16 protein-coding genes and 1 other annotated feature are annotated in these 13619 nt (G+C 52.9%); of the genes, 11 read left to right on the forward strand and 5 right to left on the reverse strand.

The window, feature by feature from the left end; genetic code table 11:
* The first annotated feature begins 110 nt into the window (after positions 1–110).
* From BBB58_RS05340 to BBB58_RS05370, 8 genes are all read left to right on the forward strand, one after another.
* Positions 111–677: a zinc dependent phospholipase C family protein gene (locus BBB58_RS05340; RefSeq protein WP_074035981.1), complete on the forward strand. Its 567-nt coding sequence runs from the start codon at positions 111–113 to the stop codon at positions 675–677.
* Positions 674–961, forward strand: a complete 288-nt coding sequence (locus BBB58_RS05345) for a hypothetical protein (RefSeq protein WP_074035983.1) — start codon at positions 674–676, stop codon at positions 959–961. The genes BBB58_RS05340 and BBB58_RS05345 overlap by 4 nt, the downstream gene beginning before the upstream one ends.
* Before the next feature lie 5 nt (positions 962–966).
* On the forward strand, positions 967–1140 hold the full coding sequence (locus tag BBB58_RS15155; protein WP_167365516.1) for a hypothetical protein: 174 nt from the start codon (positions 967–969) through the stop codon (positions 1138–1140).
* A 276-nt stretch (positions 1141–1416) separates the two neighbouring features.
* Positions 1417–2427: a siderophore ABC transporter substrate-binding protein gene (locus BBB58_RS05350; RefSeq protein ID WP_031422513.1), complete on the forward strand. Its 1011-nt coding sequence runs from the start codon at positions 1417–1419 to the stop codon at positions 2425–2427.
* Between the two features lie 9 nt (positions 2428–2436).
* A complete protein-coding gene (locus BBB58_RS05355) occupies positions 2437–3441 on the forward strand; it encodes an ABC transporter permease (protein ID WP_074035985.1) in 1005 nt (334 codons plus the stop codon).
* The gene (locus BBB58_RS05360) at positions 3438–4496 is read left to right on the forward strand and encodes an iron chelate uptake ABC transporter family permease subunit (protein ID WP_074035987.1); all 1059 of its coding nucleotides are present in this window, start codon (positions 3438–3440) and stop codon (positions 4494–4496) included. The genes BBB58_RS05355 and BBB58_RS05360 overlap by 4 nt, the downstream gene beginning before the upstream one ends.
* Complete coding sequence (locus BBB58_RS05365) at positions 4493–5245, forward strand: iron ABC transporter ATP-binding protein (protein ID WP_074035989.1); 753 nt, start codon at positions 4493–4495, stop codon at positions 5243–5245. The genes BBB58_RS05360 and BBB58_RS05365 overlap by 4 nt, the downstream gene beginning before the upstream one ends.
* A 17-nt stretch (positions 5246–5262) precedes the next feature.
* Positions 5263–5958 carry a ferredoxin--NADP reductase gene (locus BBB58_RS05370; RefSeq protein ID WP_074035991.1) on the forward strand — a complete coding sequence of 232 codons (696 nt, stop codon included), beginning with the start codon at positions 5263–5265 and terminating at the stop codon, positions 5956–5958.
* A 3-nt stretch (positions 5959–5961) separates the two neighbouring features.
* On the opposite strand, the gene BBB58_RS05375 is transcribed toward BBB58_RS05370, so the two are convergent.
* A complete protein-coding gene (locus BBB58_RS05375; protein ID WP_074035993.1) occupies positions 5962–6537 on the reverse strand; it encodes an anthranilate synthase component II in 576 nt (191 codons plus the stop codon).
* On the reverse strand, positions 6534–7865 hold the full coding sequence (trpE, locus tag BBB58_RS05380; RefSeq protein WP_074035995.1) for an anthranilate synthase component I: 1332 nt from the start codon (positions 7863–7865) through the stop codon (positions 6534–6536). The genes BBB58_RS05375 and trpE overlap by 4 nt, the downstream gene beginning before the upstream one ends.
* Before the next feature lie 44 nt (positions 7866–7909).
* Between trpE and BBB58_RS05385 the strand changes: the two genes are divergently transcribed.
* On the forward strand, positions 7910–8488 hold the full coding sequence (locus BBB58_RS05385) for a DUF3885 domain-containing protein (protein WP_074035997.1): 579 nt from the start codon (positions 7910–7912) through the stop codon (positions 8486–8488).
* Positions 8485–8716: a binding site (T-box leader), on the reverse strand. It overlaps the preceding gene by 4 nt.
* A gap of 49 nt (positions 8717–8765) precedes the next feature.
* On the opposite strand, the gene BBB58_RS05390 is transcribed toward BBB58_RS05385, so the two are convergent.
* From BBB58_RS05390 to BBB58_RS05400, 3 genes are read right to left on the reverse strand one after another with little or no spacing between them, the layout of a single operon-like run.
* Positions 8766–9032, reverse strand: coding sequence for a hypothetical protein (locus BBB58_RS05390; protein ID WP_074035999.1), 267 nt, complete (start codon positions 9030–9032; stop codon positions 8766–8768).
* 59 nt (positions 9033–9091) lie between these two features.
* Positions 9092–9352, reverse strand: a complete 261-nt coding sequence (locus tag BBB58_RS05395; protein ID WP_074036001.1) for a DUF2651 family protein — start codon at positions 9350–9352, stop codon at positions 9092–9094.
* A 12-nt stretch (positions 9353–9364) separates the two neighbouring features.
* The gene (locus BBB58_RS05400; RefSeq protein WP_244150681.1) at positions 9365–11590 is read right to left on the reverse strand and encodes a C40 family peptidase; all 2226 of its coding nucleotides are present in this window, start codon (positions 11588–11590) and stop codon (positions 9365–9367) included.
* 169 nt (positions 11591–11759) lie between these two features.
* Between BBB58_RS05400 and BBB58_RS05405 the strand changes: the two genes are divergently transcribed.
* The gene (locus BBB58_RS05405; RefSeq protein ID WP_143180225.1) at positions 11760–12134 is read left to right on the forward strand and encodes a nuclear transport factor 2 family protein; all 375 of its coding nucleotides are present in this window, start codon (positions 11760–11762) and stop codon (positions 12132–12134) included.
* A gap of 174 nt (positions 12135–12308) precedes the next feature.
* Entirely contained in the window at positions 12309–13619 is a 1311-nt protein-coding gene (locus BBB58_RS05410; protein WP_074036003.1) for an Ig-like domain-containing protein, read from the forward strand.

Below are 13619 nucleotides of genomic sequence, written 5' to 3' on the forward strand. Positions count from 1 at the left end.
ACACCTCTCTTCACTTTACTGACCGTTCAGTGAAGTTAGTCTATCAAAATTTGCGAGGGGTTGTCGAGATAGAACATTGATGGAATAATCAGGGAAAAGGGGGGCGTGACATGGGTTCACATTTGATGCATCTCGTCATCGCGAACGAGATGTTACCGGCGTTATCGGAGATTGATGAGGTCGCATTTTTGCTTGGATGTCTCGCACCGGATGCGACGAAAAAAAAAGAGGCATCCCATTATTACGCAGGACGCCATGATGATTTATCTCGACGCTTGGATCTGTCCCAATATTGGATTGACAGCAAGGAGGAAGACTTCTCATATCGACTCGGCTATTACGCGCATCTCGTCGCGGATGAGATATGGTTGCAGGGGTTTTATAAAGGTTGGTTGAAAGAACTCATCACCCAGGACCCGTCGAAACAGGCGGCCTATTATGCGGACTTTGATGCGTACAATGTCCGTCTCTCGGAACGCCTCGGGACGTTCGATTTTGAACGCTTGAAAAGAAATCCAGAGCTCATTGAACTGGTCGAGAAAGTCGAGCGGGACGCCGCGATGACGGAGGAGGGGACGTACACGATGTTTCTCCCGCATCAATTGGATGGTTACGTTGATACGTGTGTCCGCCGTTGCCTCGAGATGGTCAAACGGAAGCGGGCGATGCTCGTATGAAGAGGCGATACGCACCACTCTACGCGACGCTCGGACTATTTATCGTGACGGTGATTACCTTCTTCACCTTGAACGGTCGAGTGTTTCCGAACCTCGATTTGATGACGGTCATCTGGGTATATCTCGCGATTGACATCGCCTTATTCGCCACGTTGATTTGGGGACTGTTCACGAAGGATCGAATCATAAAAATGTACACGCTTCTTGCGACAATCGGATTGATGATCCCGTTGTCGATTTGGATTTTCTTGTTGATGTTGGCGAACGGGATCTCGGAGGCATGAGTTGAATGACAGAGAACAAAAAAAAATTACCTTTTATGGCGCAAGCAGTCCCATTTTTGATTTTTTTTCTGATTTTCGGACCAATCGGATTGGTTATCTTATTGTTTATTTGGAGACGCTTGGAACGCGATGAACGAATCATCTATTTGATCGTCTCTATCTTTTTCACGTTACTTTAGGCTCTCGATTATTTTACGGATGGCATAATCTATTACTTCGTTTGAGAAAGTGGACCTCCCACTTTCTTTTTTGTGCGTGCATCTATAGAAAGAAAAATTTTCCTATCCGAATCTTGTCAAATTGGCATTGCGTATCCACATTTTGTTTGTTATGCTACTTGATGAAAACGACAATGATAATCATTATCACTGATAACGAGAACGCGATATTAGACATACATAACCAACGTGGCTCGTTTTTGGTGCGAGATTCATTGAAACTTACATACGAAGGAGATGGATGAAGTGGGGAAATTCAAGATTTCACTCATGTTGACGTTGCTCGTCTTCGTACTCGCCGCATGTGGCGGAACGAGTGAGACGAAGAAAGAAGAAAACGTCGACGGCGCAACAAAGACAGAGACGGTCGAAATTACAGACGCACATGGCACAATCGAGGTACCGGTCAACCCGGAGAAGGTCGTCGCCCTTGATAACCGGACGTTTGAAACATTGGCAGCATGGGACATCGACTTGGTGGCGGCACCGATCGGACTCCTTCCAGCGGAATCGCCATATGCATCAGACAAAGACATCGCGGACGTCGGCATGCACTTCGAGCCGAACTTAGAGGCGATTGCGGGAGTTGACCCGGACGTCGTCATCGTCGGTCAACGTTTCGCGGATTACTACGAGGACATCAAAAAGTTGGTACCGGAAGCAGCGGTCATCGATTTGAACATCGAGATCCCAGAAGATTCAGGCACACCGGGTGAGATTTTAGTCAAAGGATTGACAGACACGACGCTTACACTCGGGAAAATCTTTGACAAAAACACAGAAGCCGAAGCCATCGTCGCGGACCTCGACAAATCGATCGAAGACGCGAAAGCGGCATACAACGGAAAAGATACAATCATGTCGGTTATCGTATCGGGTGGAGACATTGGGTTCTCAGCACCGGTAACGGGACGCGTGTTCGGACCGATGTACGACATCTTCGGATGGGTCCCAGCTCTTGAAGTCGAGAAGAAGACAGGTGACCACGAAGGTGACGAAGTATCCGTCGAAGCCATCGCAGAAAGCAACCCAGACTGGTTGTTCGTTCTCGACCGTGACGCACCACTCGGTGACGCAGAAGGCGCAGTACCAGCAGAAGACGTAATCGACAACGCACCGGCGCTTCAAAAGACGACGGCTGTGTCGAAAGAGCAAATCGTCTATGCACCGAAAGACACGTACTTGAACGAATCGATTCAAACGTACGCGGAATTCTTCAACAGTGTCACGGAAGCGCTCGCGAAGTAAGGTTCCGTCATGCAAAAACCATTGACAGCCAGGGTTGAGACGATGTCTCAGCCCTCCTTTTCTAGATTGTGGACGAAGTCGTTCGTGTTCACCGTAATCATCGTCCTCGGTTTGGCGGTGCTGTCGCTTTTTACCGGGGTGTACGATTTGTCACGGACAGACGGCTTCGATATGTTTTGGATCACCCGAGTCCCACGGACGGTCGCCCTTATGTTGACGGGTGCGGCGATGGCAATGGCGGGGCTCGTCATGCAGCTCATCACGCAAAACCGACTCGTCGAACCGACGACGACGGGGACGCTCGAATGGGCGGGACTCGGACTGCTCACCGTTTACTTACTTGTACCGGCACCGAGCCTCATGATGCGGATGACCGGGGCGATCGTCTTCTCGTTTATCGGGACGATGGTCTTCTTCTGGTTCTTACGTTCGGTCAAACTTCGTTCATCGCTCATCGTGCCAATCATCGGGCTCATGTTAGGGGCGGTCATCTCCGCCATCTCGACGTTCCTCGGTCTGTTCTTCCGGGCAAGCCAGGCGATCGAGGGCTGGTTCGTCGGTTCGTTCGCCTCGGTGCAAATCGGGCGCTACGAGTATCTATGGGTCATCATCGTCGTGACGGTACTCATCTTCTTACTGGCGAATCGCTTGACGCTCGCGGGGTTAGGTGAAGACATCGCGACGAGTCTCGGCGTGAACTATAACCAGCTCATGATGATGGCGACGGGGCTCATCGCCTTATCGGTCGGTGTCGTGGCGACGGTCATCGGGAATTTACCGTTCCTTGGACTCATCGTCCCGAACCTCGTCTCGATGTTCCGCGGGGATGATTTGCGCAGCAACCTTCCATGGGTCTGTCTTGTCGGGATGGGTGCGATTCTCGTCAGTGACTTGATTTCACGGACAATCATCATGCCGTTCGAACTCCCGGTCTCACTGATTCTCGGGACGGTCGGGGCAGTCGTCTTCATCATGATCTTGATGCGACAACGGAAGAAGGGAGGGGTTCGATGAGTACGGTCATAGAACGAGACGGTGTTGAAGTCTCGATTGGGGTATTGAGAGAAGAACGTCACGCTTCAGCATTTCAATCGAAACGGGCGAGCAGGCGCTATTGGCTCTTCTTAAGTGCCTTCATTCTCGGCGGACTGTTGTGTGCGCTCGGGCTTCTCCTTTATAACAATCCGGTTCCGATGGACTCTCCGTCATTCGTGCCGGTCGTGGAACGGCGAATCGTCGCCATCGTCACGATGTTGATTGCGGCACTCTGTCAAAGTCTTGCGACGGTCGCATTCCACTCCGTGACGAACAACCGCATCATCACGCCATCGCTGCTTGGATTCGACGCGCTCTATTCGACGATTCAGACGAGCATGGTCTTCTTCTTCGGGGCAGGGGCGTTGATCGGCTTCTCGGGGACAAGCGCCTTCTTGACACAGGTCGGCCTCATGGTGACGATGAGTCTCCTCCTTTACGGATGGCTCTTGTCAGGGAAATACGCCAACCTGCAGCTCATGCTGCTCATCGGGATCATCATCGGGACGGGTCTGAACTCGGTGTCATCGTTCATGCGCCGTATGCTCGCCCCGTCCGAGTTCGATATCCTGCAGGCGCGGCTGTTCGGTTCGGTGACGAATGCCGACGTGGCGTACTTTCCCATCGTCATCCCGATCGTCGTCATCGCCGGGACACTCTTGTTCCTGTTCTCGAATCGATTGAATATCGTCGCGCTCGGTAAGGACGTCGCGACGACGTTCGGGGTGAACCATCGGAGGAGTGTCATCTACACGCTCGTCCTGATCTCACTCCTCATGTCCGTCTCGACGGCGCTCATCGGGCCGCTCACGTTCTTCGGATTCTTAGTCGCGACGCTCAGCTATCAGGTCGCCTCGACGTATGACCATAAGTACGTCTTTCCAATGGCGTTCGCTCTAGGGTTCTTCGTCCTGACGAGCGCATATTTCTTTATGTATCACATATTCCAGACGCCAAGTGTCGTCTCCGTCATCATCGAACTGTTCGGCGGACTCATCTTCTTGGCCGTCATTCTAAGGAAGAGGTCGCTATGATTCAAATCGAAAAAGTCAAAAAATCGTATACAGACGATGTCCACATCGGACCGCTCACGCTCGACATCCCGAAAGCCGGATTCACTTCATTGATTGGACCGAACGGAGCGGGCAAATCGACGACGCTCATGATGATTGGACGATTGCTCAACTTAGACGAGGGACAGATCCAAGTCGCCGGCATGGACGTGTCGAGCACGAAGTCGAAAGACTTGGCGAAAATCATCACCATCCTGCGCCAAGAGAACCACTTCGTGACAAGGCTCACGGTCCGACAACTCGCCGGGTTCGGACGTTTCCCTTACTCGAAAGGGCGCCTCACGAAAGAGGACGAGGCCATCATCTCGAAATATATCGACTTCCTCGACTTGACCGCGCTCGAGAACCGCTATCTCGACGAGCTCTCAGGAGGACAAAGGCAGCGTGCCTACGTGGCGATGGTGCTCTGTCAGGAGACGGAATACGTCCTCCTCGATGAACCGCTCAACAACTTGGACATCGCTCGTTCGGTACAGATGATGGAGTATTTACGCCACGTCGCCGACGAGTTCGGACGGACAATCGTCACGGTGCTCCACGACATCAACTTCGCGGCGAAATACTCGGACCGCATCTGTGCGATGAAAGACGGACAAATCGCTGCGTTTGGAACGGTCGATGAGATCATGGACGCGAAAATTTTATCCGAAATTTTTGAGACGAAACTGGAAATCATCGAAGGGCCGTATGGGCCGATTGCGGTGTATTAACGAAAGGGAGAATTCACATGAAAATTGACTGGACACCGATCACTAAAGTCGTAAACGAGGCACCAGATACATACACGTTCCATCTCGCCTTGCCACCTGAGTTCACGTGGCAGGAAGGGGCGCACACGCATCTCGCGCTCGAAGGGTTCAACGCTGGGGACAAGCCGGACCGAAGTCTCGTCCGCCATATGTCGATCTCCACATTGCCGCACGAAGGAGCGATCGGCATCACGACCCGCATCAAGTCCGAATGCTCGACGTTCAAATCGATCCTTCGCGACATGGTACCGGGGGACAAGGTCGCCTTGTTCAAGACACATTCGAACGTCCCGCTCGAACGGAGTGGGAAGAACGTCTACCTCTTATCGGCGGGTGTCGGACTCGCGACATTCCGTCCGGTCGTCCTCGAGTACTTGGCGAACGGGGAAGGTGTCCCGCATCTCCATTCGTTGAACGTCGATTCGTCGAAGGCGTATTTGTTCGGTGACGTCTTCGAATCGAACGAGCACTTCACGTCAGAGTTCGTGCCGAGTCGTAAAGATTACTACGAACGCGTGGAGATGATGGCATCCGACAAGGACGCCTTGTTCTATATCGTTGGTAGTGATGAGCTGTTGCGTGAAACGATTCAGGTGCTCCGGTCGAACGGGGTGGCATGTGACAACATCAAGATCGACAAGCATGATTTTCAACGAGAAGACTTTTTAGGTTGATACTCAAACCGGGGACACGTGCCCCGGTTTTTTCGTGCACAACTTGACGAATCGTTCGAAGATCCCACGTCCATCCGGGGTCCCGATCGACTCGGGATGAAACTGGACACCGTACGTCGGATGGGTCGGGTGTTCGAGTGCCATGATGACACCGTCTGTCGTCTCGGCCGTGACCGTCAGTTCGGTCTCTTGTACGATGAGCGAGTGATAGCGCATGACGTCCATCGATAGCCCTTCAAAGAGGACGCTTGGAATCGTATTGATCCGTGAGACTTTTCCATGCATCACCTCGTTCGCTCGTCCGACGACCCCACCGAACGCCTCGGCGATGACCTGATGACCGAGACAGACCCCGAGAATCGGGATATAGCCGGACAGTTCTCGCACGACCGCAAGCGACACACCGGCGTCATGTGGACCGCCGGGACCAGGAGAGAGGATGATGCCGTTCGGGTTCATACGACGGATTTCTTCTATACTATGTTCATCGTTCCGGATGACGCAGACGTCACTGAAACGGGCGACGTCTTGATAGACGTTATACGTGAACGAATCGTAGTTGTCGATGAGGAGAATCATGCGAACACCTCCAATAGGGATTTGGCTTTATGCAGCGTTTCTTCATATTCCGAAACTGGGTCTGAATCATAGACGATGCCGGCGCCGGCTTGGACGTGGGCCGTGTCACCTTGGACGACCATCGTCCGGATGGCAAGGGCGAAGTCGAATCCGCCCCGGACGTCGAGATAGCCGACCGCCCCGGCGTAGACTTCTCGTTTCACCGTCTCAAGCTCGTCAATCAACTGCATCGCCCGAATCTTTGGAGCTCCGGAGACGGTCCCGGCTGGAAGACAGGCACGGAGGGCATCGATCGGGGTCACATCGTCACGTAAATCCCCTTCGACTTCGGAGACGAGATGCATCACGTTTTTGAATCGTTCGAGCTCGATGTGTTTCGGGATGGTGACCGTGCCGACTTTGGCGACCCGTCCGATATCGTTTCGTCCGAGGTCGAGGAGCATCCGATGCTCGGCGAGTTCTTTCTCGTCTTGAAGGAGTGACTCCGCGTGACGCATGTCTTCCTCGACGGTCTTCCCACGAGGGCGTGTCCCGGCGATCGGGTTCGTCGTCACTTTGCCGTTCTCGACCCGGACGAGACTTTCAGGAGAAGCACCGAGGACAATCACTTCCCCGAGGTCGATGTAGAACAAGTACGGACTCGGATTTTGTTTCCGCAGCGTCCGGTAAAAGTGGAACGGGTCCCCGGTGAACGTCGCGTCGATTCGTTGCGACAAGACGAGTTGAAACACCTCGCCCGCAAGGATCGCCTCTTTCGCCTGGAGCACACGGTCGATAAATTCGTCCTTCGGCGTCAAGATGCGCTCGCTCGTCCGGACGACCCGTTCGAGGGCGTGTGTCTCCGGTGTCTCGAGCTGTTCCCGGATGGACTCGAGTCGCATCGTAGCATCCGTCTCGCTCGTATCGATCAGGATGACCTGTTCCTCGAGGTGGTCGTATAAGACGACCGTCTCATAGCGTTGGAAGAGGGCGTCTGGCAAATCACGCGTCACGGTCGGCGTGTTCGGGATCGGTTCATACACCCGAAGCAAGTCGTAGCCGATATAGCCGACGGCACCGCCGATGAACGGGTACGGTGCAGTGAGGTCGTCACGTGTGATGCGTTCGGATAAGGCATGGAGCGGGTCGTCTGCATAGATTGTCCCCGTTGCATCTGTCACGTCGTTCCCATCGACTCGGATCGTCTCGACCGGGTTCGCCGCGATGATGGAGTAGCGACCGTGCTTGCCTTCCGCGCGACTTTCGAGTAATACTTTTCGTTCACCTTGTAGTCGGTGGAAGATTGCCACCGGTGTGAGTTCGTCACCATTGATGATCCGTTGTTGCATTGAAAGAACCTCCTTATAATGGGTAATAGAAAGGGGATATGCCGATGTCAGTCTTACGACCTGACCAATTTTCAGGTGAAGCGTTGACCGAGCACATCGAACTCGAGGACACGCTGTCACCTTACGTTGATATCAAATCATATGAACTGAATCTTGAATATTTTGAGGCAGTCGTTCGTCATGCCCAGCAATTGTTTGATGCGTTGTTCGAAGAGGGCGACCCCATCCGAATCGTTTGGCATGTAAATGGACAGCCCGTCAAACCGACCCTCTTGTTCCGTTATATCCGAGACAAATCGGTGCGCTTCAAGACGGCCGCCACATCGTGCACATTCGAGGACGAACCGTTATGGATGTTCACCGTGCCGGTAGCAGACAAGTCCGAAATCCGTGTGCGACCACTCCTCGAGGCGATTTGTTATCAAGATTTTTATACAAAATCAAAGCCTCGTTTGAACGGAGAGTTCACAACGTATCCGTTCGTTCAGTTCATCCACGAACGAGAGGGTCACGTCTTGTTCGTATACGATGACCGCGGTGCATATATCCGTGGTACGTCACCAGCCCACCTCCAATCGCACAAACAAAAAATCTCCTCGTCCCGCATGCCCAATTGGACATGAAGGACGAGGAGATTCCCCGTGTTGCCACCTTCGTTGAAAGACGCCTTGTCTTCCCACTCATCGCGAACCATCATTCGCTGTCCCCGATAACGGGAGGACCCGTCAGAGCCTACATGTCGGTCTGAACGCTCAAAAGCCCATTCACGCAAGGCACGACACCGGTTCGCATCGACCACCGGCTTTCTGAAGACGTCCCTTCGCGCTACTCTTCTTTCTCATCGCGAGTTCGTATGAATGTTATCGTTACTTTAACGGGATAAAGATGCATTGTCAAGCATCATTTGACCGAAGCGTGCCCCACCTGACGTTTCCCGATGAACGTGAACGTGATCCCCAATGCCAAAAGGGGAAGGAGCCACCACTTCGTAAAGAAGAAGAGGGTGCCCCGATACATGAACCACTCCATGCCCAAGTAGGCGAAGAGCGTGATCAAGGGAGCGATAGACAAGCGCTTCAAGTGCAATGCGATGGCGACCCCTAGTCCGATCGTAAACGTTGGAACGATCACGAGTTGCCATAGAAACGGATCGATATAGTGAAACATGGAGAGTCCTCCTTATAACGATTAATCACGACACATCAGGCAGATTTTTTTGTTTTCATTTATCCGACGAAGATGAACGAGAACAAGAGCGAAATCAGCGGGAAGATGACATTCCACGAACTGAGATGGCTGACATCGAACGGACTGTGGTCATAATAGACGGCAAAGTACGTCAATTCGATGATGGCGTTCAACAAGAACGTCACCACAGGGCCGACCCAGACACGTTTCATGATCATGGCGACCACGACACCACCGCCGATGGTGAGAAACGGGACGATGACGAGTTGCCATAGGAACGGGTCGATATATTGAAACATGGAGCATCCTCCTTATAACGATTTGTACCCTAGGAAGTACGGGCGCCACATCGGGTCATGGATCGAGTTGATTTGAAGCATCTCGCCCCCGGCATGGATGAAGAACTCATCATCGAGCATGATGCCGATGTGCGATGGACCGGATTTATACGTGCCGGCGAAGAAGACGATGTCCCCGCGACGGCCACTCGTGATACCCGTCCGTTTGTTCTTGAAATGGCCGCTATGCCAGTAACCTGACACGTTCGTGCGACCGCCGATTTTACCGGCTTGATTCGTCGCGTAGTGGATGAGACCGGAACAGTCAAAACCGCCGTTCAGCGGAGACTGTGAGCCCCACGTGTACGGTGTCCCGAGATGTTTCACCGCGACGGCAATCATGCGTTCTTTTTGTGAGTTGTCCCGTTTCTTCAACAAGGCATCTCGTTTGATGCGGATGTCTTTCGTCTTGACGTAGACGGGACGCCAGTCGTATTGGATGAGGTACGAGTCGCCACTCTTCCCACGCGGGTAGATGCGACGTCCGGCATCGAGATACCCGATCGGACGGGTGTCGTTCGGGTTGGCGTAGAACGGCGTCTTCTTCGTCGTCCCATAGTGGGCGGCCGTATAGACGCTCGCCGGTTGAATCGCCTTCGGTTTCGTCTCGGCGATATAGGGGTTCAACACGTACACGCGTTTCCCGGACGGAAGACGGACGTGCCAGAAGTCGGCATCAATCGAGCGGAGCCCGACGAGTTTCGTCCCACGGGGCAGAGTGCCGGCCGGACGACCGTACGCGACGTCAGCCGAGAAGTAAGGTGTCCCGTTGAACTGTGTATAGAAGACCGTTCCTACCTTCGGCTTCGCGGTCGGTTTCGAGACAGCGAGGTAGCCAGTCGCGACATAGCGATAGGCTCCGTTTAATCGGATGCGCGTGTAGTAACCGCTCGTCCCATATGTCTCGATGAGCTGACCTCGTTTCAATGAACCGACTTGTTTCGCGATTGAGGTCGAGGCGTATACTTCGACCTCGTTATAACGGCTGTATCGTTTCCCTGTCGCTTCGAAGCGAGGTGGTTTTTTCGTACTCGTCACGCTCGTCGGGACGAAGTAATAGTTCCCTTTCGTGAAGATGCGGGTATAGCTTCCACGGGTGCCATAGATGTAGACGAGCTGACCCCGCTTCAGGGACAAGGTCGTCTTGGATGATTTCATCGTCCGAGCATAGACCGGTGTGTTCTTCGTGATGTACCGTTGTCCGGTTTTAAGATAAGGTGGCTCCGTCGTCCCAAGCGATGCGGATTCGACGAAGACATATTGTCCGTTGTAATAGACACGGGTGAAGAGACCGTCTGTCCCATAGATGCTGACGAGTTGACTCCGTTTGAGTGAACCGACGACTTGCTTCTTGTCTGTGTCTAAATAAATCGATGTCTCTTTTTGAGCATAACGGCTCCCCGTTTTAGCGTAGCGGGGCATCTTGGCAGCGAGTGCGTCTCGCTTCATATACACGTACATGCCATTTTGATAAAGGCGGGCCATCGAGCCATTTGTGCCATATACATTTACTCGTTTGCCCCGGACAATCGTCCCGACGATCTCTCCGTCCTCATTCATATAAGAGGATGTCGTCAAGACGAATTGCGAGTCCGTCTTGAACGGGATTCGATTTGTCATCGAGAGCGGGATGTATCCGACAGTTCCATTTAGATCGACACGCATCTGTCCGTCGATGAGGAAGCCGTTCAAGGTTTGACCGGCTTCAAGCGGAGTCATGGTTCCACCATCTGGTGAAGACGAGAGAGTCGCTCCCTCTTTTGCGTAGCGGGTCACTGCCGCCGGGACCGTCTCTCCGAGAGCGTCACTGGAGACATATGTCCCGTCCGTCGTGAGGAGAAGGTCGCCTTCGATGTCGAAGACGTCGACCGCTGTCCCGATGGCGAGTGTTGCGACTACATTTCCAGCAGCGTCGCGTGCATCCGTCTCCGTATGGACGTAACGGGTGACAGCGTATGATAAGGCGTCGTTTCGGACGAATCCTTTTTGTGAAGCGACGGTGACGGACGCATGGGTCTCGGTCACCTCATGGATATCCACACGCTCCGCTTGGTCTGTGACCAGGAGGACGACCGTTTCCTCTGAATCGGCATAGAGGGTCGTGCCGGCACGAAGCATGGCCTCAGATCCGACCGCTTGAGCGGTGAGTGTCCAATAGAAGGTAAAGAGAAAGAGCAAACTGAAGATTCGTTTCAACATTTCCACCTCGATTCATGAAATTTACAGTTTTTAGTATATACATAGTGGAGATGAAAAAGGTTGCTTATTTCGATAAAAGGGAAATGATTGAAGGAATCCGTGCTCAGCATTCCACTCGTTCGTTTGCGACCATCTGTGCTATGATGGACGGGGAAAGGAAGGGACAACTATGGAGACACTCAACATGAAACAACTTTCTGACGACCGATCGGCCCATCAGGTAGCCGGCGATCTCGACGCGATGCGGGCGCTCATGCACGACTCGTTCCGATATGTCGATTCGAGCGGGCGTCAGTTCGATAAAGAGACGTTCTTAGACCAGTTCGTCGACCCGACAGCGATTCAATGGATCGCACAGGACACGGTCACGTTCGATGAGACGGTACGCGGTGACCTCGCCGTCGTCCAACTCTTGCTCGAGGAGAAGTTCATTCTCGGCACGAACGCGTACGAAGGTCGCTTCTGGATGCTTCATCTTTATGTGAAAGAAGATGGCGTCTGGTTATGGCAAGGCGGCCAAGCGACGATGATCAACGAAGGTTAATAAACGTTCAGACACTCCGAATCGATGGAGTGTCTTTTTTTTATAAATTTTAGGAAATGTGAATTTGAAAAATATATGCCTATTTTAGAAAAATTATGTACCCTTTTAAAAAAGGACAGATTATAATAATTTTGTAAACGATTGTCATTATTCTTGAGGGGGACCCTACTTATTATGAAACAACCGAAATATGCAGCACTTTTCCTAGCTACCACACTCGCATTCGGAGGTATCGCGCCTTCGACAATCGTCAACGCAGAGACGACGGAAGACGTGACTGCTCCTGACGCACCTGTATTATCGGCACCACTCCACACGTCGACAACACTCACGATTACTGGTGAAGTGGCTGCGAAAGCGGAGATCTTGATCAACGGCAAGACGTACGTCCGTACAATCCTCGAAGGTGGCGAGGCCGTCTTCAAGATGTCACCACAATCGGTCGGCAAGGTCATCGACGTCCGTCTCGTCGACGCGAGCGGCAACGTGAGTGACACGACGCGTGCCATCGTCGCCGAAGACCCGAACGCACGTCCAGACGCACCGGTCATCAAACCGTTGACGGAGACGTCACGTGAAGTGCGCGTCGTCGGGGAGCCGGGACAATATGTCGAGCTCTCGATCGGCAGCAGCACGTATAAAGGGAAGTTCGATGCGAACGGGCTCTACCGTCGTGGCATCGCACCGCAACCGGCCCACTCATGGCTCTCGGCGAAGACGATCTCGACGAAAGGCGCGACGAGCGACGTCTCGAAACGTAGCGTCTACACAGACCGCGTCGCACCGAGAACGGCGACATTGACACAGTCCGTGACGGCGGCATCATACGGTGTCTTCGGAAAAGCCGAACCGTATGCGACGGCCATCGTCAAGATTGGCACGAAGTCATACACGGCACCGGTTATGTCGACTGGGAAGTTCATCGTGAAGATCCCGCGTCAAGCGATGGGGCAGAAGATGTCACTCGTCATCCGTGACGGCGCAGGCAACGTCAGCCAATCGAAGACAATCACAGTACAGCACGCGCTCTACAACAACTTCCATCGTGTCTACGTGGATGGTATGAAGTTGACGGTTCATAAAGAAGTCTTCTATGCAGATTCGACGACGAAATACGCGGACACGTTCGTGCCACTCTTCGTCGGACATCCGTCGAAGTCGGGCCTCGGCTTCCTCCTCAGCAGCTACACGGAGGATGGCTCGGTCGCTGGTTTCGAGAAGTTAACGCTCCGTGTCGGTCGTGCGACCTATTCGCAAAACATCAATGATTACGAAGTCTACTACGAAGAGTATGAGGACGGTTCGGTCGAAGAGTCATACTTGTTCCAACCAGATTCGAAACTCATCAGCTTCGTCGACAAGTACGTCCGTCCGGAAAACCGGATCACGGTCATGGTCCAAGGAACGGACTACGACCTCGAGTTCAACCTATCGGGTGCGGAGAAACGCGCATTCATCCAATCCCTCCAATACGCAGGATACTAA

It is taken from the genome of Exiguobacterium profundum, assembly GCF_001909285.1.
Lineage (GTDB): Bacteria > Bacillota > Bacilli > Exiguobacteriales > Exiguobacteriaceae > Exiguobacterium > Exiguobacterium profundum.

Coding starts and splice junctions, on each gene's coding strand:
- BBB58_RS05375 (WP_074035993.1), bottom strand. CDS start 6,537: ATGATTCTCCTCATCGACAACTACGATTCGTTCACGTATAACGTCTAT.
- trpE (WP_074035995.1), bottom strand. CDS start 7,865: ATGCAACAACGGATCATCAATGGTGACGAACTCACACCGGTGGCAATC.
- BBB58_RS05365 (WP_074035989.1), top strand. CDS start 4,493: ATGATTCAAATCGAAAAAGTCAAAAAATCGTATACAGACGATGTCCAC.
- BBB58_RS05370 (WP_074035991.1), top strand. CDS start 5,263: ATGAAAATTGACTGGACACCGATCACTAAAGTCGTAAACGAGGCACCA.
- BBB58_RS05410 (WP_074036003.1), top strand. CDS start 12,309: ATGAAACAACCGAAATATGCAGCACTTTTCCTAGCTACCACACTCGCA.
- BBB58_RS15155 (WP_167365516.1), top strand. CDS start 967: ATGACAGAGAACAAAAAAAAATTACCTTTTATGGCGCAAGCAGTCCCA.
- BBB58_RS05360 (WP_074035987.1), top strand. CDS start 3,438: ATGAGTACGGTCATAGAACGAGACGGTGTTGAAGTCTCGATTGGGGTA.
- BBB58_RS05385 (WP_074035997.1), top strand. CDS start 7,910: ATGTCAGTCTTACGACCTGACCAATTTTCAGGTGAAGCGTTGACCGAG.
- BBB58_RS05355 (WP_074035985.1), top strand. CDS start 2,437: ATGCAAAAACCATTGACAGCCAGGGTTGAGACGATGTCTCAGCCCTCC.
- BBB58_RS05345 (WP_074035983.1), top strand. CDS start 674: ATGAAGAGGCGATACGCACCACTCTACGCGACGCTCGGACTATTTATC.
- BBB58_RS05350 (WP_031422513.1), top strand. CDS start 1,417: ATGGATGAAGTGGGGAAATTCAAGATTTCACTCATGTTGACGTTGCTC.
- BBB58_RS05395 (WP_074036001.1), bottom strand. CDS start 9,352: ATGTTTCAATATATCGACCCGTTCCTATGGCAACTCGTCATCGTCCCG.
- BBB58_RS05390 (WP_074035999.1), bottom strand. CDS start 9,032: ATGTTTCACTATATCGATCCGTTTCTATGGCAACTCGTGATCGTTCCA.
- BBB58_RS05400 (WP_244150681.1), bottom strand. CDS start 11,590: ATGTTGAAACGAATCTTCAGTTTGCTCTTTCTCTTTACCTTCTATTGG.
- BBB58_RS05340 (WP_074035981.1), top strand. CDS start 111: ATGGGTTCACATTTGATGCATCTCGTCATCGCGAACGAGATGTTACCG.
- BBB58_RS05405 (WP_143180225.1), top strand. CDS start 11,760: ATGGAGACACTCAACATGAAACAACTTTCTGACGACCGATCGGCCCAT.